The organism is Bulleidia sp. HCP3S3_C9 (genome assembly GCF_052064035.1).
Classification (GTDB): domain Bacteria; phylum Bacillota_I; class Bacilli_A; order Erysipelotrichales; family Erysipelotrichaceae; genus Bulleidia.
Window position 1 is genome coordinate 43,952 of the sequence record NZ_JBQHWJ010000002.1, and the last position, 23,004, is coordinate 66,955.

Here is a 23,004-nt window from a genome sequence, read left to right on the forward strand (position 1 = left end):
TATCTGAAAATGCAATGGAATCTTGTGTATTTTTTAACAAATCAAACGTTCGTAAAAAGAAGTGGAAATGTTCGTTTTCCATTTATTTTATGCACCTTTTTTGGTATAATCGTCTGTGGTCTAAAAAGGAGTTATCAATGTTTTTAAAAAGAATTGAAATGCAGGGTTTTAAAAGCTTTGCGGATAAGACAATCATCTCATTTGATAATCCAATTACAGGTGTTGTTGGACCAAATGGCTGCGGTAAATCAAACATCACTGATGCAGTTCGTTGGGTCCTGGGTGAACAAAGTGCAAAAAGTATGCGTGGTGAGAAAATGAATGATGTGATCTTTGCCGGAAGTGCAGATCGCAGAAAACTCAACATGGCAGAAGTTACACTTGTTTTTGATAACAGCAATCATATTTTAAATAGTGAAAAAGAAGAAATAGAAGTGACAAGAAGATTGTTCAGAGATTCAGGAGATGCTGAATATCTGATTGATCGTAATCACGTACGTCTCAAGGATATCGTTGATTTATTTTTGGATACTGGACTTGGAAAAGATTCCTTGTCCATTATTTCTCAGGGTACAGTTGTTTCCTTTGCGGATGCAAAACCACAAGATCGTAGAGGCATCTTTGAAGAAGCAGCTGGTGTAGCAAAGTACAAAAAGAGAAAACTGGAAAGTTTATCGAAACTGGAACGCACAAAAGAAAATCTTGAAAGATCAGCGGATATTTTAAATGAGCTTGAAAAGCAGGTTTCTCCTCTGAAGCGTCAAGCGCGTAAAGCTGAGTTGTATCGTGAAAAGAAGGCACGTTTAGAAGAAATTGAAATATCTGTATTGGTAAATGAAATTGATGATGCAAATAAAGAAATTGAAGCTTTAGAAAAAGCTTTATTTGATGTAGAAACAAAGGCAACAATGTTTTCTACAGATATTCAAATATCAGAAACAAAATTACAAGATGCAAGAAAACAGATTTCTGCATTAGATAAAGAAGTACAAACATTACAGGATGAATTAATGCAGAACTTCAATGATGTATCTGCATTAGAGTCTCGTAAGACAGAACTTGATGAAAAAAGAAAATACATCGTCGAAACTGGAAGTAATGAACAAAAAGCAAAAGAATTAAAAGAGTTAGTCGATGCAGCAAAAATTGAATTTGAAGATCGAAAATCTAGACTGGATGCTTTAAATACTGAAATTCGTCTGTATTCAGAAAAACTGAATCAGGCTGCTACAAATATTGTTGATAAATCCAGCAATTATGATCAGGCATCCAATCGTTTGAGATCTTTAGAAAACAGAAAGAATGTTCTGGATTCATTGTTACGTAATCCATTCAATAACCAGCAGGGTATCAAATCCATTATGGATCATGCAAATGCATTGCATGGTATCTTAGGTGTCATTGGTCAGGTATTGAATGTGAAAGATGGCTATGAAGAAGCAATTTCTACATCTCTTGGCGGTGCAATGAATAACATTGTGACGCAGGATGAACAATCTGCAAGAGACGCCATCCGTTTCTTGACAAGAAATATGAGTGGTAGAGCTACGTTCTTACCATTAAATGTCTGCAAGCCTCGCTATGTGCGTAAAGAAGATCTGATTGTCTGTGAAAATACAGAAGGGTATTTAGGAACAGCTTCTTCCTTTGTTGAAAATGATCCTAAATTCAATCCTGTTGTAGAAAATCTTTTAAGCAACGTTCTGATCGTAGATTCCATGGAACATGGTAACCGCCTGTCAGCTTTAACGAATCGTTTATACAAAATCGTTACGCTGGATGGAGATGTTATCCATCGTGGTGGTTCTATGACGGGTGGCAAGACAAAGCACAACACAAATCTTGTCACAATGAAAAAAGAAAGTGATGAGATTGCTGAAAAGCTTGATGCTGAAAGAGCACGTGTAACGCTTGCTAGAAAAGAATATGATCAGGCGAATCGTGAACGTGAAGAAGCCGCAAGATATCTTCAAGAAAAAAGATATTCTGCAGCTGCTTTGGAACCTGTTGTTGATGCTAAGCAGGCAAAATATGAAAAGCTAAGCAATGATTTCTCTTTACTATCTCCTAATCAGGTAGATGATAGTGATGCTACACAGGCACATGCTGATGATCTGGTTGTTAGATTGAATGAAGCATATTCAAGAAGAGATGCAATCACAAATGAAATCAAAGTGAAACGTGAAAGAAGAATCTCACTGAATACTGATATTGAGCGTAAAGAAGCACAGCTTTCTCAAATGCGTAAAGATTTGAAAAATGCAGAAGATTCGATTGCCAATATCAAAATAGACCGTTCTAGATTTGAGTCCCGAATGGAAGCAAATTTACAGCGTCTTGCGAGTGAATATCAGCTGACATTTGAATTTGCAAAAACAAAAGTAGATGGCGAAATCATTGAAAATGCAAAAGAAGAAGTTGCAAAATTGAGAAGTGAAATTGAACATCTTGGCAACATCAATATGAATGCTCCAGAAGAATATTCTGAAGTGAATGAAAGATACGAAACGTTAAAGAAGAATATCGAAGAACTTACAATGAGCAGAGATAAGATCTTATCCGCAATTGATGAAATGGATACGATCATGAAGAAGCAATTCAAAGAAACATTTGATGCAATCAACAGTGCATTTGATGATATCTTCAGAAGCTTATATGGTGGGGGAAAGGCAAAATTATTTTTGCTGGATCCGTCTGATATCTTAAATACAGGCATTGACATTGATGCACAGCCTCCAGGAAAAGCAGTACAGAATAACATGTTATTCTCAGGTGGTGAAAAGAGTTTAATAGCCTTGTGTGTATTATTTGCAATATTAAAGGTTAAACCTGTACCACTTGTTATTCTAGATGAAGTTGAAGCTGCCTTAGATCCAGGCAACGTAGAACGTTTTGCTTCTTTCCTGCATAACTACACAGATCGTACACAATTCTTAGTTGTAACGCACCGTGTTGGTACAATGGAAAAAGCAGATGTTCTGTATGGTGTAACAATGCAGAAACAAGGTGTCTCTCAAATGCTCAAAGTTGAATTAAAGGAAGCTGTGAATCTCGCAGATACAGGAGAAAGTGCATGAGTTTTTTAAGCAAACTAAAAGAAGCTTTTTCTAAAAAAGAAGATAAAGCACAATATTTAGCTGGATTTCAGAAAACAAACGAAACATTCGGTGATGCTTTAAGCAAGATGGAATATGAATTCCATGGATGTGATGATGATTTTCTGGAACAGTTAACAATTATTTTACTGGAAAGTGATGTTGGTATTGAAACTGCAGATTTGATCTGTGACAAACTCAAAGAAAAATGCAAAGACTTCCCATCACTTACATTCCATTGGACAATGAACTTCTTAATGGAAATCATGAAGGAAATCTATGATGAATATGAAGATGTTCCTGTACAGTGGAATGAAAATGGAACAACAGTATTCTTTCTGGAAGGTGTTAATGGTTCTGGCAAAACGACAACTGCTGCAAAGCTTGCGTATATGTGGGTGAATCAAGGCAAAAAAGTTGCGTTTGTTGCGGCAGATACATTTAGAGCTGGTGCAATTGATCAGCTTGCTGAGTGGGGGGAAAGACTCAACTGTCCAGTCATCAAAGGCAGAGAAAATGGTGACCCTTCTGCAGCAATCGTAGATGGATGTCGTTTCGCGAAAGAAAAGGGTGCAGATATATTGATTTGTGATACTGCAGGCAGATTGCAGAACAAAGTCAATCTCATGAAAGAACTTGAAAAAATGAATCGTGTCAGTGCGCGTGAAATTGAAGGTGCACCGCATAATACATGGCTTGTATTAGATGCTACAACTGGACAGAATGGTTTATCCCAGGCTGAAGTATTTGCACAAAGTACTAAGCTGACAGGCATCATTCTGACAAAGATGGATGGTACTGCAAAGGGTGGAATTGTCCTTGCAATCAAACATAAATTACATGTACCTGTATTGTATCTAGGCCTTGGTGAACATCCAGATGATCTCAGACCATTTGATTTAGATTCATATCTATACAGTATCTCTGAAGGACTGAACCATAATGGATAAGTTCGAGATGAATGAATTATTAGATTTCTATGGTGGCTTATTAACAGAAAACCAGCAGAAGATTTCAAATGATTATTTCAGAGAAGATTATTCGTATCAGGAAATTGCTGAAAATATGAATATTTCTAGAACAGCAGTCTATGATACGATCAAACGTGTAAAACAAGAACTGGAAAATTATGAGTCCATTCTTGGCTGCAGCAAAGCGTATAAAAACAGATGCAGTATTTATAAAAAAATCGAAGAAAGTACAACAGACGAAAATGTACTTTCTTATATCAAGGAATTAGAAAGTAATGAAAATGGAGGGTATTATGAGTAAAGTTATCGCAGTGAATTCTGGTTCTTCTTCTTTAAAGTTTCAGGTATTTGATATGCCTAGTGAAACTGTATTAACAAGTGGTCAGGCAGAAAGAATTGGCCAGGAAATGGGTGCATTTACAATTAAAGTAAATGGAGAAAAGAAAACACAGGAATTACCAATTGCAGATCATCAGGTAGCTGTTGATTTAATGTTAAAGGAATTGGTTGAAAACAATATTGTTGCTTCTTTAGATGAAATCAAGGGTGCTGGACATAGAATCGTTCAGGGTGGTTCTTATTTCTCTGGCAGCGTTGAAGTAAATGAAGATGTTGTCAATAAGGTTGAAGAATTAAGTGATCTTGCTCCATTACACAATCCAGCACACTTAGTATGCTATAGAGCTTTATGCAAGGCATTGCCAAATATCAAACATGTATTTGTATTTGATACAGCTTTCCATCAGACAATGACAGAAGAATCCTACTTATTCCCAGTACCATATGAATGGTATGAAAATTATAAAGTAAGAAGCTATGGTGCACATGGTACATCTCACTGGTATGTTAACCGTAGAACCGCTGAAATCTTAAACAAGAACGTTGAAGAAATGAATATGATTACATGTCATTTAGGAAACGGTGCTTCTATTACAGCAATCCGTAACGGTAAAGTCATCAATACATCTATGGGTCTAACTCCACTTGGAGGAATCATGATGGGTACACGTTGTGGCGATATCGATCCAACAGTTGTTTTCTACATGGAAGAAAAATTACATGCTACTCCAGAAGACATGGATAACTACCTCAATAAGAAGTCTGGTATGCTAGGTGTATCTGGAATTTCCAGTGACTGCAGAGATATTGAAGCTGCATATAACAAGGGGGATGAAAGAGCAATTCGTACAATGAATCTTTACATCAACCGTATTGTCAATGTTGTTGGTGGCTACTTTGCACAGTTAGGTCATGTTGATGCAATTGCATTCACAGCTGGTATTGGTGAAAATGACTCTTTAGTTCGTGAAAAGGTATGTCAGGGTCTTGAAGAATGTATGGGACTTTCTGTTGACTATGAAGCTAACAAAAATTGTCATGGAGAAGAGCTTGTGATTTCCAAGAAAGATTCTAAAGTTGACGTTGTTGTATGTCCAACAAATGAAGAACTTGTTATCGCAAGAGATACAGTTCGTATTTTAGGCCTTTAATATGGACTTCTCTGTATTATTAGAAGAAATTAAACAGGCAGATACGATTACAATTTTTCGTCACGTATCGCCAGATTGTGATGCGGTTGGCTCACAATTTGCATTGAAAAACTGGATTGAAGATAATTTTGAAGGAAAACATGTGTATGCCTGCGGAAAAGAAGTTACACATCAGGCAGAATGGCCTGACAATGATGAAGTCAACGATGATATTATTGCTTCTTCCATTGCTATCGTACTCGATACCGCAAATAAACAACGCGTAGATGATGAACGTTTCGCTCAAGCTTTAAAAGTAATTAAAGTGGATCATCATCCTGATCGTGAACCATTTGGTGATATTTGTCTCATCAATGATTCAGCAGCCGCAACATGTGAAATACTTACATTTTTCTTTGATACATATAAAGAATATGTTTTTTCTCAAAAGACAGCAGAATATTTATATCGCGGATTATTAACAGATTCTTTGAATTACACGACAAACAATACAACACAGGAAACATTAAAAGCAGGAGGAATTCTTGCTTCTACGGGCTTAGATTTATCAAAGATTTCTCATGATGTATTTGATAACAGTATTCGTGGATTCAAGTTTACAGGATATATTATTTCTCATACAGAAGTACTCGATAATGCATTTGCCTATGTCATTATTGATGAAGAAACATATACGTCATATGGTCTAAATGCTTCTGATGCTCGTAGTTTTGTTGGTAAATTATCAAATGTCAGAGACTTTTCTGTCTATGCTGTATTTACAACAAAAAAAGATGCATCTGGCAAAACATTATATGATGGATCACTCAGATCTAAAAAGAATAGAATTAATGACATTGCTGAAAAGTTTGGTGGAGGAGGACATGCCTGCGCTGCTGGCGTGAAAAATCTGACACAGGAAAACATGACAAATATACTGAATTTATTAAGAAAAAGAATTTAAAAAAGTTTATTTGTCAAGTATTGTATAAACTCAATAGCATGATAGAATAGTTTAGTCATAAAGGAGGATATATTATGGAAGTTGTTAACAAGAAAGTACTCGCTGACAAAGTCGCAGAAGAAAATGGAATCACTAAGAAGCTTGCTTCTGAAGTAATCGATACATTATTTGCTACAATGACTGAAGCATTAAAGGATGGCAAGAAAGTAGATATCACAGGATTTGGAAAGTTTGAAGTTAAGCAGAGAGCTGCAAGAACTGGAATCAATCCTCAGACAAAAGAACAGATCCAGATTGCTGCTACAAACGTTCCTGGTTTCAAAGCTAGTAAATCTTTAAAAGATATCGTTCGTTAATAAACATATCAGAAGAGGGAAACCTCTTCTTTTTTTATGCATGAAAAAAGCTCATTTCATATGAATGAGCTTTTACATAGACTGATTCTGTTTTAATCGTTTTAATACATCTTCCAGAATTGGAGAAGGAACGAAGTCACGAATATCACCATCGTTCATTGCAATCTCCTTCACAGTAGAAGAAGAAAGGAATGTGTATTCTGGTCGAGCAATCAAGAAGAATGTTTCGATAGAAGGGTTGATCTTCATATTTGCGGTTGCAGTAGCCAATTCATATTCATAGTCAGAAACTGCTCGAATACCACGGATCATCGTTTTTGCACCAATGCCTTCAGCAATATTGACCGTTAATCCTTTTCCACTCATGACAGAGATCTTAGATGCATTTTTTAGTGTATTTATGCTCTTTTGAATCATTTCGACTCTTTCTTCAACTGTAAAAAGGTTTTGTTTTCTTGGATTCTGATTAATTAATACGACAACTTCATCAAAGATATTTGCTGCTCGTTCAATAATATCTAAATGTCCATTTGTTAATGGATCAAATGTTCCAGGATAAACTGCTTTCATAATTTCACCTCGCATGTCTACTGTAAAGTTAGAAAACTATTTTGTAAAGAATTTTTGAATGTAAGCGCTTAGAGTTGTGTACTTTGTAAAAGGCTTTCACAAAGTGTTAAAACTTTCACAAATTACTCAGAAATCTTATTGAATTTCAATTGTGAATAGTTTAACATGGTAGAGATAAAAGGAGATTTTACAAAAACTATGAGTAAAGATTTCAGTGATTTAATTGCTAAAGCTAAATCTGGTGAAAAGAAAATTTTATCAGTAGCAAATGCGCAAGATCATGCGGTACTCGAAGCTGTGGATGAAGCACACAAAGATGGTATCGTAGATGCAATTCTGGTCGGAGATGAAGCTAAGATCAAAGAAATTGCAAGTGAAATTGGAATGAATCTCGATGAATACAAAATCGTCAACGTTCCTGATGTTACGGAGGCTACACTTGTCGCTGTCAAATATGTACACGATGGTGAAGCAGATATGTACATGAAAGGAATTGTACCAACGGCTACATTCTTAAAGAGCGTTCTCAATAAGGAAGTTGGTTTAAGAACTGGCAAGACATTGTCTCATGTAGCTGTATTCAAGGTCCCTACAATTGATCGTTTATTATTTTTAACAGACGTTGCTTTCTTGCCTTATCCTGATGTAGAAGCTAAGAAGCAGATCATTAACTATACAGTAGACGTTGCCAGAGCTTGTGGTGTAGAAACACCAAAGGTTGCTCCACTTGCTGCAGTAGAAGTTGTCAATCCTAAGATGCAGAACACAGTCGATGCAGATGAACTTCGCAAGCTCAACGAAGCTGGTGAAATCAAGAACTGTATCGTTGATGGTCCATTATCATTCGATATTGCAATTGATATTGAAGCAGCAAAGGAAAAAGGTGCTGAAAATAGACCATGTGCTGGGCGTGCTGATATCTTATTATTCCCTGATATTCATGCAGGTAATATTACATATAAGGCTATCGACCATTTAGTTCCAGGTGTTCAGATTGGATGTATCTTAACAGGTACAACTGCTCCAGTTATCTTGACATCTAGAAGTGATACAAAACAGGTTAAGATCAATTCTATTGCACTTGCTGCAGTATTAAGTGATCATATGAAGAAAGTGAATGGTTAATCTATGGGTAAAAAAATTCTAGCAATCAATCCAGGTTCTACTTCAACAAAGATTGCCATCTTTGACGATGAAACTTTGGTTAACGAAACTGGTTTAAATCATCCAGTATCTGAAATGAACAAGTTTCCTACAACATTCTCTCAGCTGGATTTCAGATATGAAGTTATTATGGACTATTTAAAATCCATCAACTTTGATATCAATTCATTAGATGCATGTGTAGGTAGAGGTGGTTATCTCCATCCAATTACAGCGGGTACATATACAGTCAATGATGCAATCAAGCATGACTTGGAAATTGCATTGAATGGTGACCATGCTGCAAACCTTGGTGGTTTACTTGCTCGCAAGATTGGTGAACAGGTTGGATGTCCAAGCTATATCGTTGACCCAACAGCCGTCGATGAATTACAGGATGTAGCTCGTTTATCTGGCATGCCCGAAATCAAGCGTGTATCTAAGATTCATGCTTTGAATATGAGAGCAGTTGCTCGTGAATATGCTAAGAGCATTGGCAAGAAGATGGAAGATCTTAACCTTGTTGTTGCTCACATGGGTGGTGGATGTACAACTGGTGCATTGTCACATGGAAAAATGATTGACATGTTCAACGGTCTTGATGGTGATGGTGCTTTTGCACCAACACGTTCTGGTGCAGTTCCTGTTGGTGATCTGATCAGATTATGCTATTCAGGAAAATATGCAACAGTTGATGACATGATGAAGCGTGCTGTTGGTGATGCTGGTATTGCAGCATACCTTGGAACTGCTGATATGCGTGAAGTTAACAAGATGATTGAAAATGGTGATGAAAATGCAAAGCTTGTTAAAGAAGCATTTATTTATCAGCATGCAAAGGATATTGGTTCCTTATCTGTTGTTATGAAAGGTAAAGTTGATGCAATCTTATTAACAGGCGGCATTGCTTACGGTAAAGATATTACAGATGCAATTGCATCCTATACAGAATGGATTGCTCCTGTTGTAGTTATTCCTGGTGAAAGAGAAATGATTGCTCTTGCACAAGGAGCATTAAGAGTATTGAATGGCGAAGAAGAAGCCAAAGAATACGAAGCTTGGTAAATAACCATTTAAGGAGGATAAAGAAAATGGCTAATAAAAAAGTAGTAATTGCTAGTGCATGCAGAACAGCTATCGGTAAGATGGGCGGTGTGCTAAGTACAGTTCCTGCAGTTGATCTTGGTGCAACTGTTATTAAGGAAGCTGTAAAAAGAGCTGGTTTAAAACCAGAAGATGTTGATCATGTTTACATGGGTAATGTTATTCAGGCTGGTCTTGGACAGAACCCAGCTAGACAGGCTTCTTTAAAGGCAGGTTTACCTGTTACTACACCTGCTGTCAGCGTTAACGTTGTATGTGGTTCTGGTTTGAACTGCGTAAACATGGCTGCTGACATGATCATTGCTGGTGATGCAGATATCGTTGTTGCCGGTGGTATGGAAAATATGTCATTAGCACCATATGTATTACCACATGCTAGATTTGGTTACAGAATGAATACACCTAAGGATGGTCTTGTAGATGCAATGGTACATGATGCTCTTTGGGATGCATTCAACGACTACCACATGATGGTTACAGCAGAAAACGTAGCTAAACAGTGGAATTTAACAAGAGAAGAATTGGATGAATTCGCAGCTAACTCTCAGAACAAGGCTTGTGATGCTAGAGACAACGGACGTTTCAAGGATGAAATCGTTCCTGTAGAAGTAAACATGGGCAAGAAGAAGGGTATCGTTGTTGTTGATACTGATGAAGGTCCACGTGAAGGACAGACTCCTGAAGTATTAGCTAAGCTAAGATGCTGCTCTGGTGTTGAAGGTGGTGTTGTTACTGCTGGTAATGCTTCTGGTATCAATGATGGTGCTGCTGCTCTTGTTATCATGAGCGAAGAAAAGGCTAAGGAATTAGGTGTTAAGCCATTAGCTACATGGGTAGCTGGTGCATTAGGCGGTGTTGATCCATCTATCATGGGTGTTGGTCCTGTAGCTGCTACAAATAAGGTTATGGCTAAGACAGGTCTCAAGATTGAAGATTTCGACCTCTATGAAGCTAACGAAGCTTTCGCTGCTCAGTCTGTAGCTGTTGGTAAGGATCTGCATTTTGATCTTTCTAAATTAAATGTTAACGGTGGTGCAATTGCATTAGGTCACCCAGTTGGCGCTTCAGGTGCAAGAATCCTTGTTACATTACTATATGCTATGCAGCAAAGAGATGCTAAGAGAGGCTTAGCTACACTATGTATCGGCGGTGGCATGGGATGTGCTACTGTTGTAGAAAGAGACTAATTGAATGGGATTCGTTGATTATGAAGTAAACGGTCAGGTTGGTGTCATTACAATCAATCGACCAAAAGCATTAAATGCTTTGAATAGTGAAGTTTTAGATGATTTAAACGCTGTATTTGATGACGTTGATCAGAATGAAGTACGTTGCTTAGTATTAACTGGTGCTGGCGACAAGAGCTTTGTTGCTGGTGCTGATATCGGTGAAATGAGCACACTTACAAAGGAAGAAGGAGAAGCATTTGGCAAGAAGGGTAATGATCTTTTCAGAAAGATCGAAACATTCCCATTACCAGTTATCGCTGCAGTCAATGGATTTGCTCTTGGTGGAGGAAATGAAATTGCAATGAGTTGTGATTTCAGAATCTGCAGTGACAATGCAGTATTTGGACAGCCAGAAACTGGTTTAGGTATTACTCCTGGTTTTGGTGGAACACAAAGACTTGCTCGTCTTGTTTCCCCTGGATATGCAAAGCAGCTGATCTACACAGCTAGAAATATCAAGGCTGATGAAGCATTCCGTATTGGACTTGTAAATCAGGTTACAACACAGGAAGAGTTACTTCCTACATGTTTGAAACTTGCTAATGTCATTGCTGGCAATGCACCAATTGCAGTTAGAAACTGCAAGAAGGCTGTTAACGATGGCTTACAGGTAAATATGGATGAAGCAATCGTTGTTGAAGAAAAACTATTCGGTGATTGCTTTGAATCTTACGATCAAAAAGAAGGTATGGCTAACTTCTTACGTAAGAAGGATGATCCAGCTAAAGTAAAGCACGTTGCTTTTCAGAATAAATAAAGGAGATTTTAAAATGAAAGTAGCAATTATTGGCGCAGGCACAATGGGCCGCGGTATCGCTCAGACATTTGCACAATGTGCAGATGTTGAAAAGGTTTACCTCTGTGACATCAAGCAGGAATTTGCTGATGGTGGTAAAGCTAACATCAAGAAGGCTCTTGATAAAAGAGTTGCTAAAGGAAAAATGGATCAGGCTGCTGAAGATGCATTGCTTGACAAGATCGTTACAGGTCTAAATTCTCAGGCTGTTGATCCAGATCTTGTTGTTGAAGCTGCTCTTGAAGTAATGGACATCAAGAAGGCAACATTCAAAGATCTTCAGGAAAACATCGTTAAGAATGAAAACTGCATTTATGCAACAAACACTTCATCTCTTTCTGTAACAGAAATTGGTGCTGGTCTTAAGAAACCTGTAATTGGTATGCATTTCTTCAACCCAGCTCCAGTTATGAAGCTGATTGAAGTTATCAAGGGTGCAAATACTCCTGATGAAGATGTAGCTGCAGTTAAGGATATCGCTGTTAAGCTTGGTAAGACTCCAGTCGAAGTTAACGAAGCTCCTGGATTTGTTGTTAACAGAATCTTAATTCCATTAATCAATGAAGGTATCTTCGTATATCAGGAAGGTATTTCCGATATCGAAGGCATCGATACAGCTATGAAGCTTGGTGCTAACCACCCAATGGGACCTCTAGAATTAGGTGACTATGTTGGTCTAGATATCGTTCTTGCTATTATGGATGTAATCTATAACGAAACAAAGGATCCTAAGTACAGAGCTTGCACAACTCTTAGAAAGATGGTTCGTGCTGGTCACTTAGGATGCAAGACAGGTAGAGGTTTCTACATCTATAACGCTGATCGTACAAAGACACCAATTGATAAGAAATAAGATTGTTTGTTACTAGCTATGGCTAGGCCATAGCTAGTTTCAATATAAGGAAATTTGGAGGATAAAATAATGGATTTCCAGCTTGATAAGAAGCATACTATGGCGCAATCCTTATTTAAGGATTTTGCCGAAAAAGAAGTAAAGCCTCTTGCAATTGACACAGATGAAACAGAAGAATTCCCACGTGTTACAGTAGACAAGATGGCAAAGAATGGTTTCCTTGGAATTGCTATTCCTGAACAGTATGGAGGCCAGGGTTGTGACCCATTAACATACGTTATGTGTGTTGAAGAACTCGCTAAGGTTTGTGGTACAACATCAGTTATCGTTTCCGCACATAGTTCTCTATGTTGTGATCCTATCTTACATTTTGGTACAGAAGAACAGAAACAGAAGTATCTTGTTCCATTAGCTAAGGGTGAAAAACTTGGTGCATTTGGTTTAACAGAACCAGGTGCTGGTACAGATGCTCAGGGTGTTCAAACAAAGGCTGTATTAAATGAAGATGGAAAAGAATGGATCTTAAATGGTTCTAAGTGCTTTATCACTAACGGTAAAGAAGCTGATGTTTATATCATCATTGCTTATACAGACGTTGTAGAAACAAAGAGAGGAAAGCAGAAGAAATTCACAGCTTTCATCGTTGAAAAGGGTACTGAAGGTTTCACATTTGGTACAAAGGAACATAAGATGGGTATCAGAGGTTCTGCTACTTATGAACTTATTTTCCAGGACTGCCATATCCCAGCTGAAAACCAGTTAGGTCCTCGTGGCAAGGGTTTCCCTATTGCTATGGGTACACTTGATGGTGGACGTATTGGTATCGCAGCACAGGCATTAGGTCTTGCTGAAGGTGCATTAGATAGAACTATTGCTTACGTTAAGGAAAGAAAACAGTTCGGTCGTTCCATTTCAGCTTTCCAGAACACACAGTTCCAGTTAGCTAACCTTGCTACTGAAGTTGAAGCTGCTAAGCTACTCGTTTATAGAGCTGCTGAAGCAAAGAGAACTAAGGATCGTTTCTCTGTAGAAGCTGCACAGGCTAAGCTATTTGCTGCTGAAACAGCTATGGACGTAACAACAAAGTGCGTACAGTTACTTGGTGGTTATGGTTACATCAGAGAATATGAAGTTGAAAGAATGATGAGAGATGCTAAGATCACTGAAATCTATGAAGGTACTTCTGAAGTTCAGAGAATGGTTATCTCTGGAGATCTTCTCAAGTAATAGAAAGGGATATCAAACATGTTTAAAATCGTAGTTTGTGTAAAACAGGTTCCTGATACAGCTGGTGGAGTTAAGTTCAAGGCTGATGGAACACTGGATAGAGGTGCAATGCTCGCTATCATGAACCCTGATGACAAGGCTGGTCTAGAAGCAGCTCTTCGTATCAAGGAAAAGGATCCAGAAAATGTTAAGGTTACACTATTAACAATGGGTCTGCCAAAGGCTGAAGATGTATTGATCGAAGGTATCGCAATGGGTGCAGATGATGCATTACTTGTTACTGATCGTGTACTTGGTGGTGCTGATACTTGGGCAACATCTTCTACAATTGCTGGTGCATTAAAGAATATGGAATATGACCTCATTATTACAGGTCGTCAGGCTATCGATGGTGATACTGCTCAGGTTGGACCACAGATTGCTGAACACTTAGCTATTCCAACAATTTCTTATGCTAAGGAAATCAATTGTGATACAGAAAACAAGACAGTTGAAGTTAAGAGACTCTTCGATGATGGATATATGATGGTTAAAGCTCAGTTGCCAGCTTTAGTTACATGCTTAGCTGAATTGAATGAACCAAGATATATGACACCTGGTAGAATCTTCTATGCTTTAGATCATAAAGATGAACTAATCACTGTTTGGGGCAGAGCAAATCTTGATGTTGATGATTCTAACATTGGTTTGAAGGGTTCTCCTACAAAGATTGCTAAGGCAAGTGATAAGGTTGCTAAGGGCAAGGGAACAACAGTTACTCCTGAAAGCCCAGCAGATGCTGCTGATTACATTTTGAATGTACTTACAGATAAGCACGTTATCTAAGAAGAAGAGAGGATAAAACAATGATTGAAAAGAATCTTGAAGAATACAAGGGCATTGCAATTTATGCTCAGCAGGTAGACGGAAAGCTTTCTAACATTGCCTTAGAACTTCTTGGTAAGGCAAGAGAGCTTGCAAATGATTTAGATGACAAGACAGTTACAGCTGTATTAATTGGTGAAAACGTTGGTGGTTTAACTGATGAACTCGCTAAGTATGGTGCTGATCGTGTTGTTGTTATCGATGATCCTGAATTAAAAGACTATAGAACAGAACCATATACACAGGCATTAGCTGGCTATATTAACGAATTTAAGCCTGAAATCGTTCTTGTTGGCGCTACAGCTATTGGTCGTGACCTTGGTCCTAGAACAAGTGCTAGAGTTGAAACTGGTTTAACAGCTGACTGTACAGTACTTGAAATTGGTGATTTCCCACTCGTAGCTGCTCCTGGTACAGAACAGAAGCATAAGCAGTTATTAATGACACGTCCTGCATTTGGTGGAAACACAATCGCTACTATTGCATGTCCTGATCACCGTCCTCAGATGGCTACAGTTAGACCAGGCGTAATGCAGAAGATTGCTCCTATTGCTGATGCAAAGGCTGAAGTTATTAACTGGAAGCCAACATTAGAAAAGAACAACTGCTACGTTGAAATCGAAAAAGTAGTTAAGGAAGTATCTAATGTAGCTGATATCGCTGAAGCTAAGATCCTTGTATCTGGTGGACGTGGTGTTGGTTCTGCTGAAAACTTCAAGCTATTAGACGATCTAGCAGAAGTACTACATGGTACAGTATCATGCTCACGTGCTGTTGTAGATAACGGATGGAAACCAAAGGAATTACAGGTTGGTCAGACAGGTAAGACTGTTCGTCCACATGTATATTTCGCAATTGGTATTTCTGGTGCTATCCAGCATGTAGCTGGTATGGAAGAATCCGACATTATCATCGCTATCAACAAAGATGAAACAGCTCCTATCTTTGATGTAGCTGACTATGGTATCGTTGGTGATTTGAACAAGATTGTTCCATTACTCACAGATAAAATCAAAACTGCTTTAGCAAGCAAAAACGCTTAATTATTGTTACGTAAAGCTGTCTCCATATGAGATAGCTTTTTTTATTTTTTATGTAATAATAGAAGTGTAAAAAGAGGAATAAATTATGAGTGAATATGCAGAAATTATTAGAAAAACCTTTTCAATGGGAGATATGGAAAGAGATAAGAATAACCAAATTCCAGAAGATGTCGTTCGGTATACAGATATAAGATATGCAAATCATGATGAAAAATGGAATCTTTTAGATGTGTATCGTCCAAAGAATATTAAAGGAAAACTTCCTGTCATTATGAGTGTTCATGGTGGCGGATGGGTATATGGTGATAAAGATGTATATCAATGGTACTGCATGAATCTAGCACAGCGTGGATTTGCGGTAGTCAACTATTCTTATCGCTTAGCTCCAGAATACCAATATCCTGCATCTTTTGAAGATACATCTACTGTAGCACAATGGATTATTGATCATTGTGATGAATATGGATTTGATACAGATTATATCTATGGTGTTGGAGACAGTGCAGGTGGACATATGCTTTCTTTATTTGCATGTGCATTAACAAATCCTGATTTTCATGTGCCTTATACATTGCCAGAAGGGTTTTCTTTCAAGGCAATTGCATTAAACTGTGGTGTCTATGAAATGAAGAAAGAAACGCTTGGAGATACAGAAAAGCTAATGTACGATTATCTTCCTGAACATGGAACAGAAAATGAATATTTTAATATCAGCAGTGTAAACTTTATTACACCTGCTTTCCCACCAAGCTATATCATGACCTGTCCTGGAGACTTCTTGAAAGATGCACCAGATGTTTTAATACCTGTTTTAAAGAAGAATAGTGTTCCATTCATGTATCGTGTATTTGGTAATCAATCCAATCCATTGACACATGTATTTCACTGCAATATTAACTTGCCTGAAGCAAAAATTTGCAATGATGAAGAATGCAATTTCTTCAAAGAATTTTAAAATAGAAAAAGAGAGAATTTATTTATTATGAATCAGATGAAATTTCCAGTCATTACAATTGCTAGAGAATATGGAGCTGGCGGAAGAAGTGTTGCTTCTTTATTAGCTGGAAAATTAAATGTTCCCTGGTATGATAAGGATTTTATCATTACAACTGCAGAGAATTCTGGATTATCAATTGAACAGATTTCAAAAGACTCTGAAGAAATAGGGGATCGAGAAAAATTTATTGATACGCTCATTGGTGGCGGCAGCATGCATGATAAAGTCTTCTATGCACAAAGAGAAGTCATCATTGATCTTGCACATAAACCTTGCATTATTATTGGTCGTGCTGCAGAAGCAATCTTAAAAGAAGCTGGTCTACCATCCATTGATATATTCTTATATAGTGATATGAAGAGAAAAATTCAGCATGCCAAAGAATTAAAAGAATATGGCACAATGGATGTTGAAAAATACGTGCTTCTAAAAGATAAAAAAAGAGCAAATTTCTATAAACAATATACTGGAAAAGAATTCACAGATAAACATAATTATGATATCTGCTTAAATACATCTATTGGATTTGAACAATGTGCTACAATTCTTGAAACACTTGTACATCAACTTGTAGATCAGAAATATTTTGATTAATCAATAAACAGGTAAACTATGTCTAAAATAGAGAAAGAATTGAATTGTAACTTTGATGAACTGCTTCAGCATATTGAAAATGGTATTTTAAATGGAAGTCTATCTGCTACGTTAGAAGATAGCAGTGACTTTAGTCAAGAAAATGGAAGATGTAGCGTTCGCGTATTTGAAAGATACAGTGCATTTGGAAATAATCGTGTAAGTTTAAATGTTACGTTGTTTCAATCAGACAACAATCCAATTCAGCTTTCAGCAATTACATCCGGTGGAAGCCAGGCTGTATTCTTTAAAATCAATACATTAGGAGAAGATGCGTTTCTAGATTGTCTCATCAGTGTATTAAATCAGAAGTAGTTTTTACTTCTGATTTTTGATTATCATCTGTACAATACTGATGATATATAGTCTGCATGAAGAAATTAGTACTTATATTAAGGTAAATAGTGTAGTTAATATAGTTAACTGTTAATTGTCCGTTGACAACTTAGAAGGTAAACAGAATTCAGAAAAATTCTGTCTTTTTTTTCAACTTTTTAAAAATCATGACAACTTAGAAGGTAAATAAACACTTTTATATCATAATCCATAAAGGCAGAAAAACAAAAATCGGTCATTGACGCTTTGCAATATAGTAGCGGTCATTTATCTGTACTGCAACGGCTTCGGTCTTTTCTGTACCATGAATTTCATAAATATCTTTGTAAATCCATTGTTCCCGATGTTGTTCGGCGTTTTTCCCAGACCAGTCAATTTTTCTTAGTTCATCCTTTGACAAAGGAATTTTTGTTTTTGCATTAAATATGACATTTTCCGCAAGAATACCAATGTAACTTCCCAATTCATTATTTGATACAGTATCAGAAGTTACTTGATAAACCGTCCCATCACAAAGAAGCTGCGTTGCATTTTGAGGATTGATTTCAAACTTTCCACTCATAGATTGCTCTATATCCTTAAAGTCAAAAATTGTATCTGTGCCTTTGATATTTTCATCTATAACAGCTTTGTGATACTCTCCATTTATATCTACAATCAGATAGTCGTCAGCGTTAGAAGCTGCATACACATTTAAGAATGGAATAATATAGGCATCATTAGGGGCTTTATCCACTAAATCTGCTGAATCTGCCAACGTCTGAAAGGTAGCAGTTTTGAGATTTTCTTGAAGTTAATATTTTTCCTGATTCGTCTACAGCCGCAAGTTGTCGGATATACCCAATCCATTCCCCGAGTCCACTATTAGAGACAGTATCCGCTAAAATCGTGTAGTCATTTCCCTTATAGGAAAATTGCGTCACATTTTCCTTATTCAGATAGCATTGCTCTCTGGAATAGTCCCCAATTTTGTCCTGTAAAGAACAGACTGCAAGAGATAAACATATAATAACAGCAAACAGCAATATCATCATTTTTTTACTCATTTTCTTTTACTCCTTCCCATCTCTGAAACCACACTAAGCTTATGATAAACAGCACTACTGTAAAAACCAGCATGAGTATAAAACCTAGTTGAAATTCTGGTAAGTTAGAATGAAACTGCCCCTCATTAACATATCTTAAAACACAATAATCCATAAATCGTACACCCCAGCCCCACGGCAGGAATTTCCAGATAAAATCTCCAAGTTTTGTAACTAGCAATGCAGATAATAAACTTCCTACAATACCTACATAATTGTTCATACCCTTTCCTTATTTTTTAGTTAAAGTATAAAAAGCAAAATTAAAGATTTTATGAAGATTTCAAAATATTATATTTTAATCTAGCCGTAGCGTGTAACTTGCAATAAATGCAAAATAAAGCTACGGCATTTTTTGATTTATCCTACAATCAGGCAGCACAGGAAAAAGAAAAAATAGTGACTGGATATCATGAAGCATTTTATTCTGACATAGATGCAGAAATTCAGGAACAGGCAAAGAGGGCGGATGAAGAAGAGTATCTCAATAAGAACAATGCTCCAGACAATACCGATTATTTAGAAGCATACATAAATTATGTGCTCAAAATCATAAAGCTGCTTCCAGATTACAGTACGTATAATGAAGCAACGATAAGACACAATATTGATCTCGTTCTAAAAAAAGCTCAAAACAAAGACATTGAACTGAATCAGGATTATCTTCTGACAGCGACCTGTGAGGAACTCAAAAAGAAACATACTGATAAAAAGCCTAGACGCAAAAAAGATTCAGTTCCAGCAGTTCCACAGATACAGAATCACATGGTTTAGAAAAACAAAAGAGTCATCACAAATACGTCAGAGACATATTAATCCGACAGTTCTACTAAGGAAAATAGTTTTAACACTTTGATGACACTAGTAAATGATTCGATGGTTGGATTGAGTTTGTCAGGAACAGAAGAGGTAATTGAAAAAATTATAAGGAAGCCACAGTTTGCAAGAAGAGTAGGTTCTCGAATCTTATGTGACCAATACACAAAAGACGCATATGATTCTGTGAAAAATGGAGTAATAGACAGAGTGTCTGAAGTGTCACAGGAGAGAAAAATTAAGGATATGGCAAAAAATCCTAAAGCTACGGCCAAAGAAATTGCTAGAAGAGGTGTCGTCGCTTTTATCCAAGAAAGCTATGATGAATTTTCTGAAGACCAGATAACAAAAGTATTTGATGATATATATCGAAAAGAAAAATCACCTAGAGATCTTAAGCGAGAAACTTTAACAAGGCTAACAAGTAAAAAGCGTTCTCGCCGTAGAATGCCAAGCAAATCAAACACAGGTAAAATTGAAGATAATACGCTATTAAGTATTGAAGAGTCTGTTGGAGACGCAAACAACCCAATATAAAAAATAAGTACTAGCTGAAAGCAATCAATGCTGAACAGTTAGTACTTTTAAATAGTTAAGTAAAGGATAGAATGCAACTCATCACTTTGAAATATTACACTTAAGTAAAGGATAGTGTGCTAAGTAAAGGATAGGTTTGCAAATTAACACAAATACTATTAACTATATTTAAGATTTTATATCACTTCGCATAATGTATCTTATGCGATTTTTTTATCTTTCCTTAGAATAAATCTAACATTGTATCTAAATACATCTCTTCACGTACATGGATTTGATACTCTGGTTTTACCATATAATACAATATAAATTCCAATAACAATGCGTTGCCAAGATCTCTTCCTTCAATCTTAAAGTTGCTGAATCCCATAGGAACATATGCCTGTAGAATATCACTTTTACTGATAAATGATGGATTCTGCATTGCTTTTGAAAATCGATACCCTTCATTTGAATCTGGTGCTTTACACACATGATCAGCACAATCAATTCCTAGATTCTGTCTACTGACAGTTTCATAGCACTTCTTACGGTCTTTACATCCAATCCAGCAGCATTCATTACATAAAAATTCAACTTTATCTTTTTGTATCTGATTCAGATTCTGTAATTCAGCAAATGCTTTATTCAAACGAAAATCAATGACAACATACTTGAAATCATTTTGATTCACTTCATCTACAAATTTATTGAAATCAACAATCACTTTTGTTGTAGAAGAAACAAAATACAAATTCGAATACTTTTCTTTTAAATAATTCAATAATATATCTGAATGAACAATAACACCATTTCCGTCAACTTCAGATAATAACCTGCATAATTCATTGCATCGTAAATCACTTAAATGTTCCTGCCGAATCATTGAATTACTGAATGTCAGTCTTGCTGATATATTGAAATCTTTCATAAAAGTAAACACTTTATCAGGATCGTGATTTACATAACTGATTCTTCCTCCTGACCAGATACAATCTGCTGGTGAACCATAGATAGAACCTATTTCACACCAATCAAAAAAATAATGTCTTTTATTTCTATACAATGGCAGAAACTTTTTATAAAAATCATAGAATTCAAATAATCCTGGTAAATGATAATAAACTTTCTTAATATTCATAATGCAGTTAAAATATCTTTTTAAAATACGCAGGTAAAGCATAGAAAGGATGAGAGCATACTTCAAGACTTGCTGCATATTTATCAGCAATCGTTACGATGTAACCCTCTTTTGTTCTTGGCTTTCCTTTCACTCGCGGCCACATATGATGAATAATACAATCCACTTCGACTGGATCTAATATAAAATACTTCTGTGCATTTTTTAATGCAATCGAAGGATGAGTCTGAATATGTTTTTTAGCGTATTTAGCATCATGTGTATCATATAGATAGAAATCATGCATCATCGCACCTCGTGCGCAGCTAACCGCATTTAGATGCAGTTTCTTACACATCAAATATGAATACCAGGCAACATTTAAAGAATGCTGGTAACGCGTTGTATAGTAATGATGTGTGTAGTTTTTCAGTTGCTGATATGCATCAATCTGAACAATACTACTGACAGAGTTTAAAAATTCCATACATTCATCATCAGTAATGTCTGAAAAGATTCTTTTTGATCCTAATACTTTTGTCATATATAAGTAGTTTAGATCTTTTTATAGCCAGATTCAATCTGCACGAGAAAAAGATAAGACTGTACCAGCTTTTCCACTGTAAGTCTTATCTTTTCTAATAAAATATATTTATTCTTTTTCAAAACAAAATGCAGTACCTGACTTGAAATGTTCAAGCAGGCACATTTCATCAGCTGGAATATGACCAATATAATTCTTCTGATTATCATTTGGTGTATCTTTTAAGACAATATGCAGTTCACCATGATAATGTTTGCAGTTATCATTCACAATTACTACATCACCTCTATGAAACACAGCCTTGTTATTCTTTCTACAAGGAATACTCGTATTATGATACAGAATACGTGTCCAGCGGTCACGAATCATATAGTACAGATATTCACCTGCTGTATGAGCTTCATAATACAGAATCTCTTTTTCTAGATCCGTTACTCCCTCTGCCATTTCAATTTTAAATGGAATTCGTTTTAATTCTCCATGAGGAATATAATCCGCAAATGGACCAATCCCATCTTTCTTTGGAATATTTACATAAACTAGATTCATGACACGCTGAATTGATTCAAATTCTTCTTTGGAAGCAAATGCATTACCAAAAATAATTTCATCTACATTTCCCATTGCTAAGCAATGTCTAACTTGATCATCCACAGACATCCAGCGATGATCTTCCATTGTTGGCAAGCCTTCCTGAATTGGCCAAGGACCATGTGCGCCTTCTACATTAGATGAAATAAACTGTGCTACTTTGACTCCTTTTTCTTTCCAGTGATTATTTACATTCATTACAGATTCTAAATCTGCACCAGTATATCTTTCAGGATAGAAGTTATGACAACAAACTAAATTATCTATGTTTGCTCCACGTGCAATTGCTTCATCAATTGGTTTGATAAAAGCACCAGACATTTCAACACCAATGTTATATGTATTATTGATTAGTTTTGTATCTCTTTCATCAAAATAACAAAGATCCATACGAATGGAATCAATTCCCATTTCATTAAAAATAGATAAATTTGATTCATCCGCACCCATCTTTTCTAAGAATTTCGTATTACAGTCACCAGATACTTTCATTCCATACTGATGCGCAATTCCAGTAAAATTCTTAAAATACTGTGTAACTTCATCTTTCTCTCCTTCAATTGAAAACATACTAGTAAATACTTTTGTAAAACCATAACTGCTTGCAAGCTTTAAATACGCATCGATTTGTTCAATTGTTTCCTGTTCTGGGTATACAGATACCCCAAGTGTAATTGACATG

General features: G+C 36.4%; 26 protein-coding genes. 19 read left to right on the plus strand and 7 right to left on the minus strand.

The features are described from left to right. Positions 1-137 precede the first annotated feature (137 nt). The 6 genes from ACTND6_RS00760 (at position 138) to ACTND6_RS00785 (ending at position 6,855) form a co-directional block, all read left to right on the plus strand. On the plus strand, positions 138-3,077 hold the full coding sequence (locus tag ACTND6_RS00760) for a chromosome segregation protein SMC (RefSeq protein WP_441021083.1): 2,940 nt from the start codon (positions 138-140) through the stop codon (positions 3,075-3,077). After that, the gene (gene ftsY / locus ACTND6_RS00765) at positions 3,074-4,045 is read left to right on the plus strand and encodes a signal recognition particle-docking protein FtsY (protein WP_178176028.1); all 972 of its coding nucleotides are present in this window, start codon (positions 3,074-3,076) and stop codon (positions 4,043-4,045) included. Before ACTND6_RS00760 ends, ftsY begins: the two co-directional genes overlap by 4 nt. Beyond that, positions 4,038-4,367 carry a YlxM family DNA-binding protein gene (gene ylxM, locus ACTND6_RS00770; RefSeq protein WP_441021081.1) on the plus strand — a complete coding sequence of 110 codons (330 nt, stop codon included), beginning with the start codon at positions 4,038-4,040 and terminating at the stop codon, positions 4,365-4,367. Before ftsY ends, ylxM begins: the two co-directional genes overlap by 8 nt. After that, positions 4,360-5,556, plus strand: a complete 1,197-nt coding sequence (locus ACTND6_RS00775; protein ID WP_441021079.1) for an acetate kinase — start codon at positions 4,360-4,362, stop codon at positions 5,554-5,556. Before ylxM ends, ACTND6_RS00775 begins: the two co-directional genes overlap by 8 nt. Before the next feature lies 1 nt (position 5,557). After that, positions 5,558-6,499: a DHH family phosphoesterase gene (locus ACTND6_RS00780; protein ID WP_441021077.1), complete on the plus strand. Its 942-nt coding sequence runs from the start codon at positions 5,558-5,560 to the stop codon at positions 6,497-6,499. Positions 6,500-6,573: 74 nt separating this feature from the next. Continuing rightward, positions 6,574-6,855, plus strand: coding sequence for an HU family DNA-binding protein (locus ACTND6_RS00785; RefSeq protein WP_178176036.1), 282 nt, complete (start codon positions 6,574-6,576; stop codon positions 6,853-6,855). A gap of 72 nt (positions 6,856-6,927) precedes the next feature. Here ACTND6_RS00785 and coaD read toward each other — a convergent pair whose 3' ends face one another. Beyond that, positions 6,928-7,425 carry a pantetheine-phosphate adenylyltransferase gene (gene coaD, locus ACTND6_RS00790; RefSeq protein WP_178176038.1) on the minus strand — a complete coding sequence of 166 codons (498 nt, stop codon included), beginning with the start codon at positions 7,423-7,425 and terminating at the stop codon, positions 6,928-6,930. Between the two features lie 198 nt (positions 7,426-7,623). Here coaD and ptb point away from each other — a divergent pair, with 198 nt between their 5' ends. The 11 genes from ptb to ACTND6_RS00845 all read left to right on the plus strand — a co-directional run bounded on the left by ptb (position 7,624) and on the right by ACTND6_RS00845 (position 17,629). Further along, positions 7,624-8,550, plus strand: coding sequence for a phosphate butyryltransferase (gene ptb / locus ACTND6_RS00795; RefSeq protein WP_441021074.1), 927 nt, complete (start codon positions 7,624-7,626; stop codon positions 8,548-8,550). Between the two features lie 3 nt (positions 8,551-8,553). Next, entirely contained in the window at positions 8,554-9,633 is a 1,080-nt protein-coding gene (gene buk, locus ACTND6_RS00800; protein WP_441021072.1) for a butyrate kinase, read from the plus strand. A 26-nt stretch (positions 9,634-9,659) separates the two neighbouring features. Then, positions 9,660-10,859 (plus strand): acetyl-CoA C-acyltransferase, encoded by a 1,200-nt coding sequence (locus ACTND6_RS00805; protein ID WP_178176044.1) that lies wholly within the window; start codon positions 9,660-9,662, stop codon positions 10,857-10,859. A gap of 4 nt (positions 10,860-10,863) precedes the next feature. Beyond that, positions 10,864-11,658, plus strand: a complete 795-nt coding sequence (locus ACTND6_RS00810) for an enoyl-CoA hydratase-related protein (RefSeq protein WP_441021070.1) — start codon at positions 10,864-10,866, stop codon at positions 11,656-11,658. Positions 11,659-11,671: 13 nt separating this feature from the next. Next, positions 11,672-12,550 carry a 3-hydroxyacyl-CoA dehydrogenase NAD-binding domain-containing protein gene (locus tag ACTND6_RS00815; RefSeq protein WP_178176049.1) on the plus strand — a complete coding sequence of 293 codons (879 nt, stop codon included), beginning with the start codon at positions 11,672-11,674 and terminating at the stop codon, positions 12,548-12,550. Positions 12,551-12,619: 69 nt separating this feature from the next. Continuing rightward, on the plus strand, positions 12,620-13,777 hold the full coding sequence (locus ACTND6_RS00820) for an acyl-CoA dehydrogenase (RefSeq protein ID WP_441021067.1): 1,158 nt from the start codon (positions 12,620-12,622) through the stop codon (positions 13,775-13,777). An 18-nt stretch (positions 13,778-13,795) separates the two neighbouring features. Further along, the gene (locus ACTND6_RS00825; protein WP_178176053.1) at positions 13,796-14,602 is read left to right on the plus strand and encodes an electron transfer flavoprotein subunit beta/FixA family protein; all 807 of its coding nucleotides are present in this window, start codon (positions 13,796-13,798) and stop codon (positions 14,600-14,602) included. Between the two features lie 20 nt (positions 14,603-14,622). Further along, complete coding sequence (locus tag ACTND6_RS00830; protein WP_441021065.1) at positions 14,623-15,684, plus strand: electron transfer flavoprotein subunit alpha/FixB family protein; 1,062 nt, start codon at positions 14,623-14,625, stop codon at positions 15,682-15,684. Between the two features lie 85 nt (positions 15,685-15,769). Beyond that, on the plus strand, positions 15,770-16,639 hold the full coding sequence (locus tag ACTND6_RS00835) for an alpha/beta hydrolase (protein ID WP_441021063.1): 870 nt from the start codon (positions 15,770-15,772) through the stop codon (positions 16,637-16,639). A gap of 27 nt (positions 16,640-16,666) precedes the next feature. After that, entirely contained in the window at positions 16,667-17,275 is a 609-nt protein-coding gene (locus ACTND6_RS00840; RefSeq protein WP_441021061.1) for an AAA family ATPase, read from the plus strand. An 18-nt stretch (positions 17,276-17,293) separates the two neighbouring features. Then, a complete protein-coding gene (locus ACTND6_RS00845; RefSeq protein WP_441021059.1) occupies positions 17,294-17,629 on the plus strand; it encodes a DUF6054 family protein in 336 nt (111 codons plus the stop codon). A 256-nt stretch (positions 17,630-17,885) separates the two neighbouring features. On the opposite strand, the gene ACTND6_RS00850 is transcribed toward ACTND6_RS00845, so the two are convergent. Genes ACTND6_RS00850 through ACTND6_RS00860 form a run of 3 tightly spaced genes read right to left on the minus strand, consistent with a single transcriptional unit; the run spans position 17,886 to position 18,958 of the window. After that, positions 17,886-18,407 carry a NisI/SpaI family lantibiotic immunity lipoprotein gene (locus ACTND6_RS00850; RefSeq protein ID WP_441021057.1) on the minus strand — a complete coding sequence of 174 codons (522 nt, stop codon included), beginning with the start codon at positions 18,405-18,407 and terminating at the stop codon, positions 17,886-17,888. Further along, on the minus strand, positions 18,379-18,696 hold the full coding sequence (locus tag ACTND6_RS00855) for a NisI/SpaI family lantibiotic immunity lipoprotein (protein WP_441021055.1): 318 nt from the start codon (positions 18,694-18,696) through the stop codon (positions 18,379-18,381). The genes ACTND6_RS00850 and ACTND6_RS00855 overlap by 29 nt, the downstream gene beginning before the upstream one ends. Next, positions 18,689-18,958, minus strand: a complete 270-nt coding sequence (locus ACTND6_RS00860; protein WP_441021053.1) for a hypothetical protein — start codon at positions 18,956-18,958, stop codon at positions 18,689-18,691. Before ACTND6_RS00860 ends, ACTND6_RS00855 begins: the two co-directional genes overlap by 8 nt. Positions 18,959-19,065: 107 nt before the next feature. Between ACTND6_RS00860 and ACTND6_RS00865 the strand changes: the two genes are divergently transcribed. Then, complete coding sequence (locus ACTND6_RS00865) at positions 19,066-19,509, plus strand: hypothetical protein (RefSeq protein WP_441021052.1); 444 nt, start codon at positions 19,066-19,068, stop codon at positions 19,507-19,509. Between the two features lie 102 nt (positions 19,510-19,611). Beyond that, entirely contained in the window at positions 19,612-20,088 is a 477-nt protein-coding gene (locus ACTND6_RS00870) for a hypothetical protein (RefSeq protein WP_441045030.1), read from the plus strand. Positions 20,089-20,311: 223 nt separating this feature from the next. On the opposite strand, the gene ACTND6_RS00875 is transcribed toward ACTND6_RS00870, so the two are convergent. The 3 genes from ACTND6_RS00875 to ACTND6_RS00885 form a co-directional block, all read right to left on the minus strand. After that, entirely contained in the window at positions 20,312-21,208 is an 897-nt protein-coding gene (locus ACTND6_RS00875) for a hypothetical protein (RefSeq protein WP_441021048.1), read from the minus strand. 7 nt (positions 21,209-21,215) lie between these two features. Further along, positions 21,216-21,731, minus strand: a complete 516-nt coding sequence (locus ACTND6_RS00880; RefSeq protein WP_441021047.1) for an HD domain-containing protein — start codon at positions 21,729-21,731, stop codon at positions 21,216-21,218. A 108-nt stretch (positions 21,732-21,839) separates the two neighbouring features. Further along, positions 21,840-23,003, minus strand: coding sequence for a MupG family TIM beta-alpha barrel fold protein (locus tag ACTND6_RS00885; RefSeq protein WP_441021045.1), 1,164 nt, complete (start codon positions 23,001-23,003; stop codon positions 21,840-21,842). Between the last annotated feature and the right edge of the window lies 1 nt (position 23,004).

What these genes read in the sequence shown, in the direction of transcription:
- ACTND6_RS00805 (WP_178176044.1), top strand. Translation starts at nt 9,660, where the DNA reads ATGGCTAATAAAAAAGTAGTAATTGCTAGTGCATGCAGAACAGCTATC.
- ACTND6_RS00845 (WP_441021059.1), top strand. Translation starts at nt 17,294, where the DNA reads ATGTCTAAAATAGAGAAAGAATTGAATTGTAACTTTGATGAACTGCTT.
- ACTND6_RS00880 (WP_441021047.1), bottom strand. Translation starts at nt 21,731, where the DNA reads ATGACAAAAGTATTAGGATCAAAAAGAATCTTTTCAGACATTACTGAT.
- ACTND6_RS00855 (WP_441021055.1), bottom strand. Translation starts at nt 18,696, where the DNA reads ATGAGTAAAAAAATGATGATATTGCTGTTTGCTGTTATTATATGTTTA.
- ACTND6_RS00760 (WP_441021083.1), top strand. Translation starts at nt 138, where the DNA reads ATGTTTTTAAAAAGAATTGAAATGCAGGGTTTTAAAAGCTTTGCGGAT.
- ACTND6_RS00840 (WP_441021061.1), top strand. Translation starts at nt 16,667, where the DNA reads ATGAATCAGATGAAATTTCCAGTCATTACAATTGCTAGAGAATATGGA.
- ACTND6_RS00885 (WP_441021045.1), bottom strand. Translation starts at nt 23,003, where the DNA reads ATGTCAATTACACTTGGGGTATCTGTATACCCAGAACAGGAAACAATT.
- ftsY (WP_178176028.1), top strand. Translation starts at nt 3,074, where the DNA reads ATGAGTTTTTTAAGCAAACTAAAAGAAGCTTTTTCTAAAAAAGAAGAT.
- ACTND6_RS00860 (WP_441021053.1), bottom strand. Translation starts at nt 18,958, where the DNA reads ATGAACAATTATGTAGGTATTGTAGGAAGTTTATTATCTGCATTGCTA.
- ACTND6_RS00780 (WP_441021077.1), top strand. Translation starts at nt 5,558, where the DNA reads ATGGACTTCTCTGTATTATTAGAAGAAATTAAACAGGCAGATACGATT.
- ptb (WP_441021074.1), top strand. Translation starts at nt 7,624, where the DNA reads ATGAGTAAAGATTTCAGTGATTTAATTGCTAAAGCTAAATCTGGTGAA.
- buk (WP_441021072.1), top strand. Translation starts at nt 8,554, where the DNA reads ATGGGTAAAAAAATTCTAGCAATCAATCCAGGTTCTACTTCAACAAAG.
- ACTND6_RS00820 (WP_441021067.1), top strand. Translation starts at nt 12,620, where the DNA reads ATGGATTTCCAGCTTGATAAGAAGCATACTATGGCGCAATCCTTATTT.
- ACTND6_RS00825 (WP_178176053.1), top strand. Translation starts at nt 13,796, where the DNA reads ATGTTTAAAATCGTAGTTTGTGTAAAACAGGTTCCTGATACAGCTGGT.
- ACTND6_RS00810 (WP_441021070.1), top strand. Translation starts at nt 10,864, where the DNA reads ATGGGATTCGTTGATTATGAAGTAAACGGTCAGGTTGGTGTCATTACA.
- ylxM (WP_441021081.1), top strand. Translation starts at nt 4,038, where the DNA reads ATGGATAAGTTCGAGATGAATGAATTATTAGATTTCTATGGTGGCTTA.
- ACTND6_RS00875 (WP_441021048.1), bottom strand. Translation starts at nt 21,208, where the DNA reads ATGAATATTAAGAAAGTTTATTATCATTTACCAGGATTATTTGAATTC.
- ACTND6_RS00870 (WP_441045030.1), top strand. Translation starts at nt 19,612, where the DNA reads ATGGTTGGATTGAGTTTGTCAGGAACAGAAGAGGTAATTGAAAAAATT.
- ACTND6_RS00775 (WP_441021079.1), top strand. Translation starts at nt 4,360, where the DNA reads ATGAGTAAAGTTATCGCAGTGAATTCTGGTTCTTCTTCTTTAAAGTTT.
- ACTND6_RS00815 (WP_178176049.1), top strand. Translation starts at nt 11,672, where the DNA reads ATGAAAGTAGCAATTATTGGCGCAGGCACAATGGGCCGCGGTATCGCT.
- ACTND6_RS00835 (WP_441021063.1), top strand. Translation starts at nt 15,770, where the DNA reads ATGAGTGAATATGCAGAAATTATTAGAAAAACCTTTTCAATGGGAGAT.
- ACTND6_RS00785 (WP_178176036.1), top strand. Translation starts at nt 6,574, where the DNA reads ATGGAAGTTGTTAACAAGAAAGTACTCGCTGACAAAGTCGCAGAAGAA.
- ACTND6_RS00830 (WP_441021065.1), top strand. Translation starts at nt 14,623, where the DNA reads ATGATTGAAAAGAATCTTGAAGAATACAAGGGCATTGCAATTTATGCT.
- ACTND6_RS00865 (WP_441021052.1), top strand. Translation starts at nt 19,066, where the DNA reads ATGCAAAATAAAGCTACGGCATTTTTTGATTTATCCTACAATCAGGCA.
- coaD (WP_178176038.1), bottom strand. Translation starts at nt 7,425, where the DNA reads ATGAAAGCAGTTTATCCTGGAACATTTGATCCATTAACAAATGGACAT.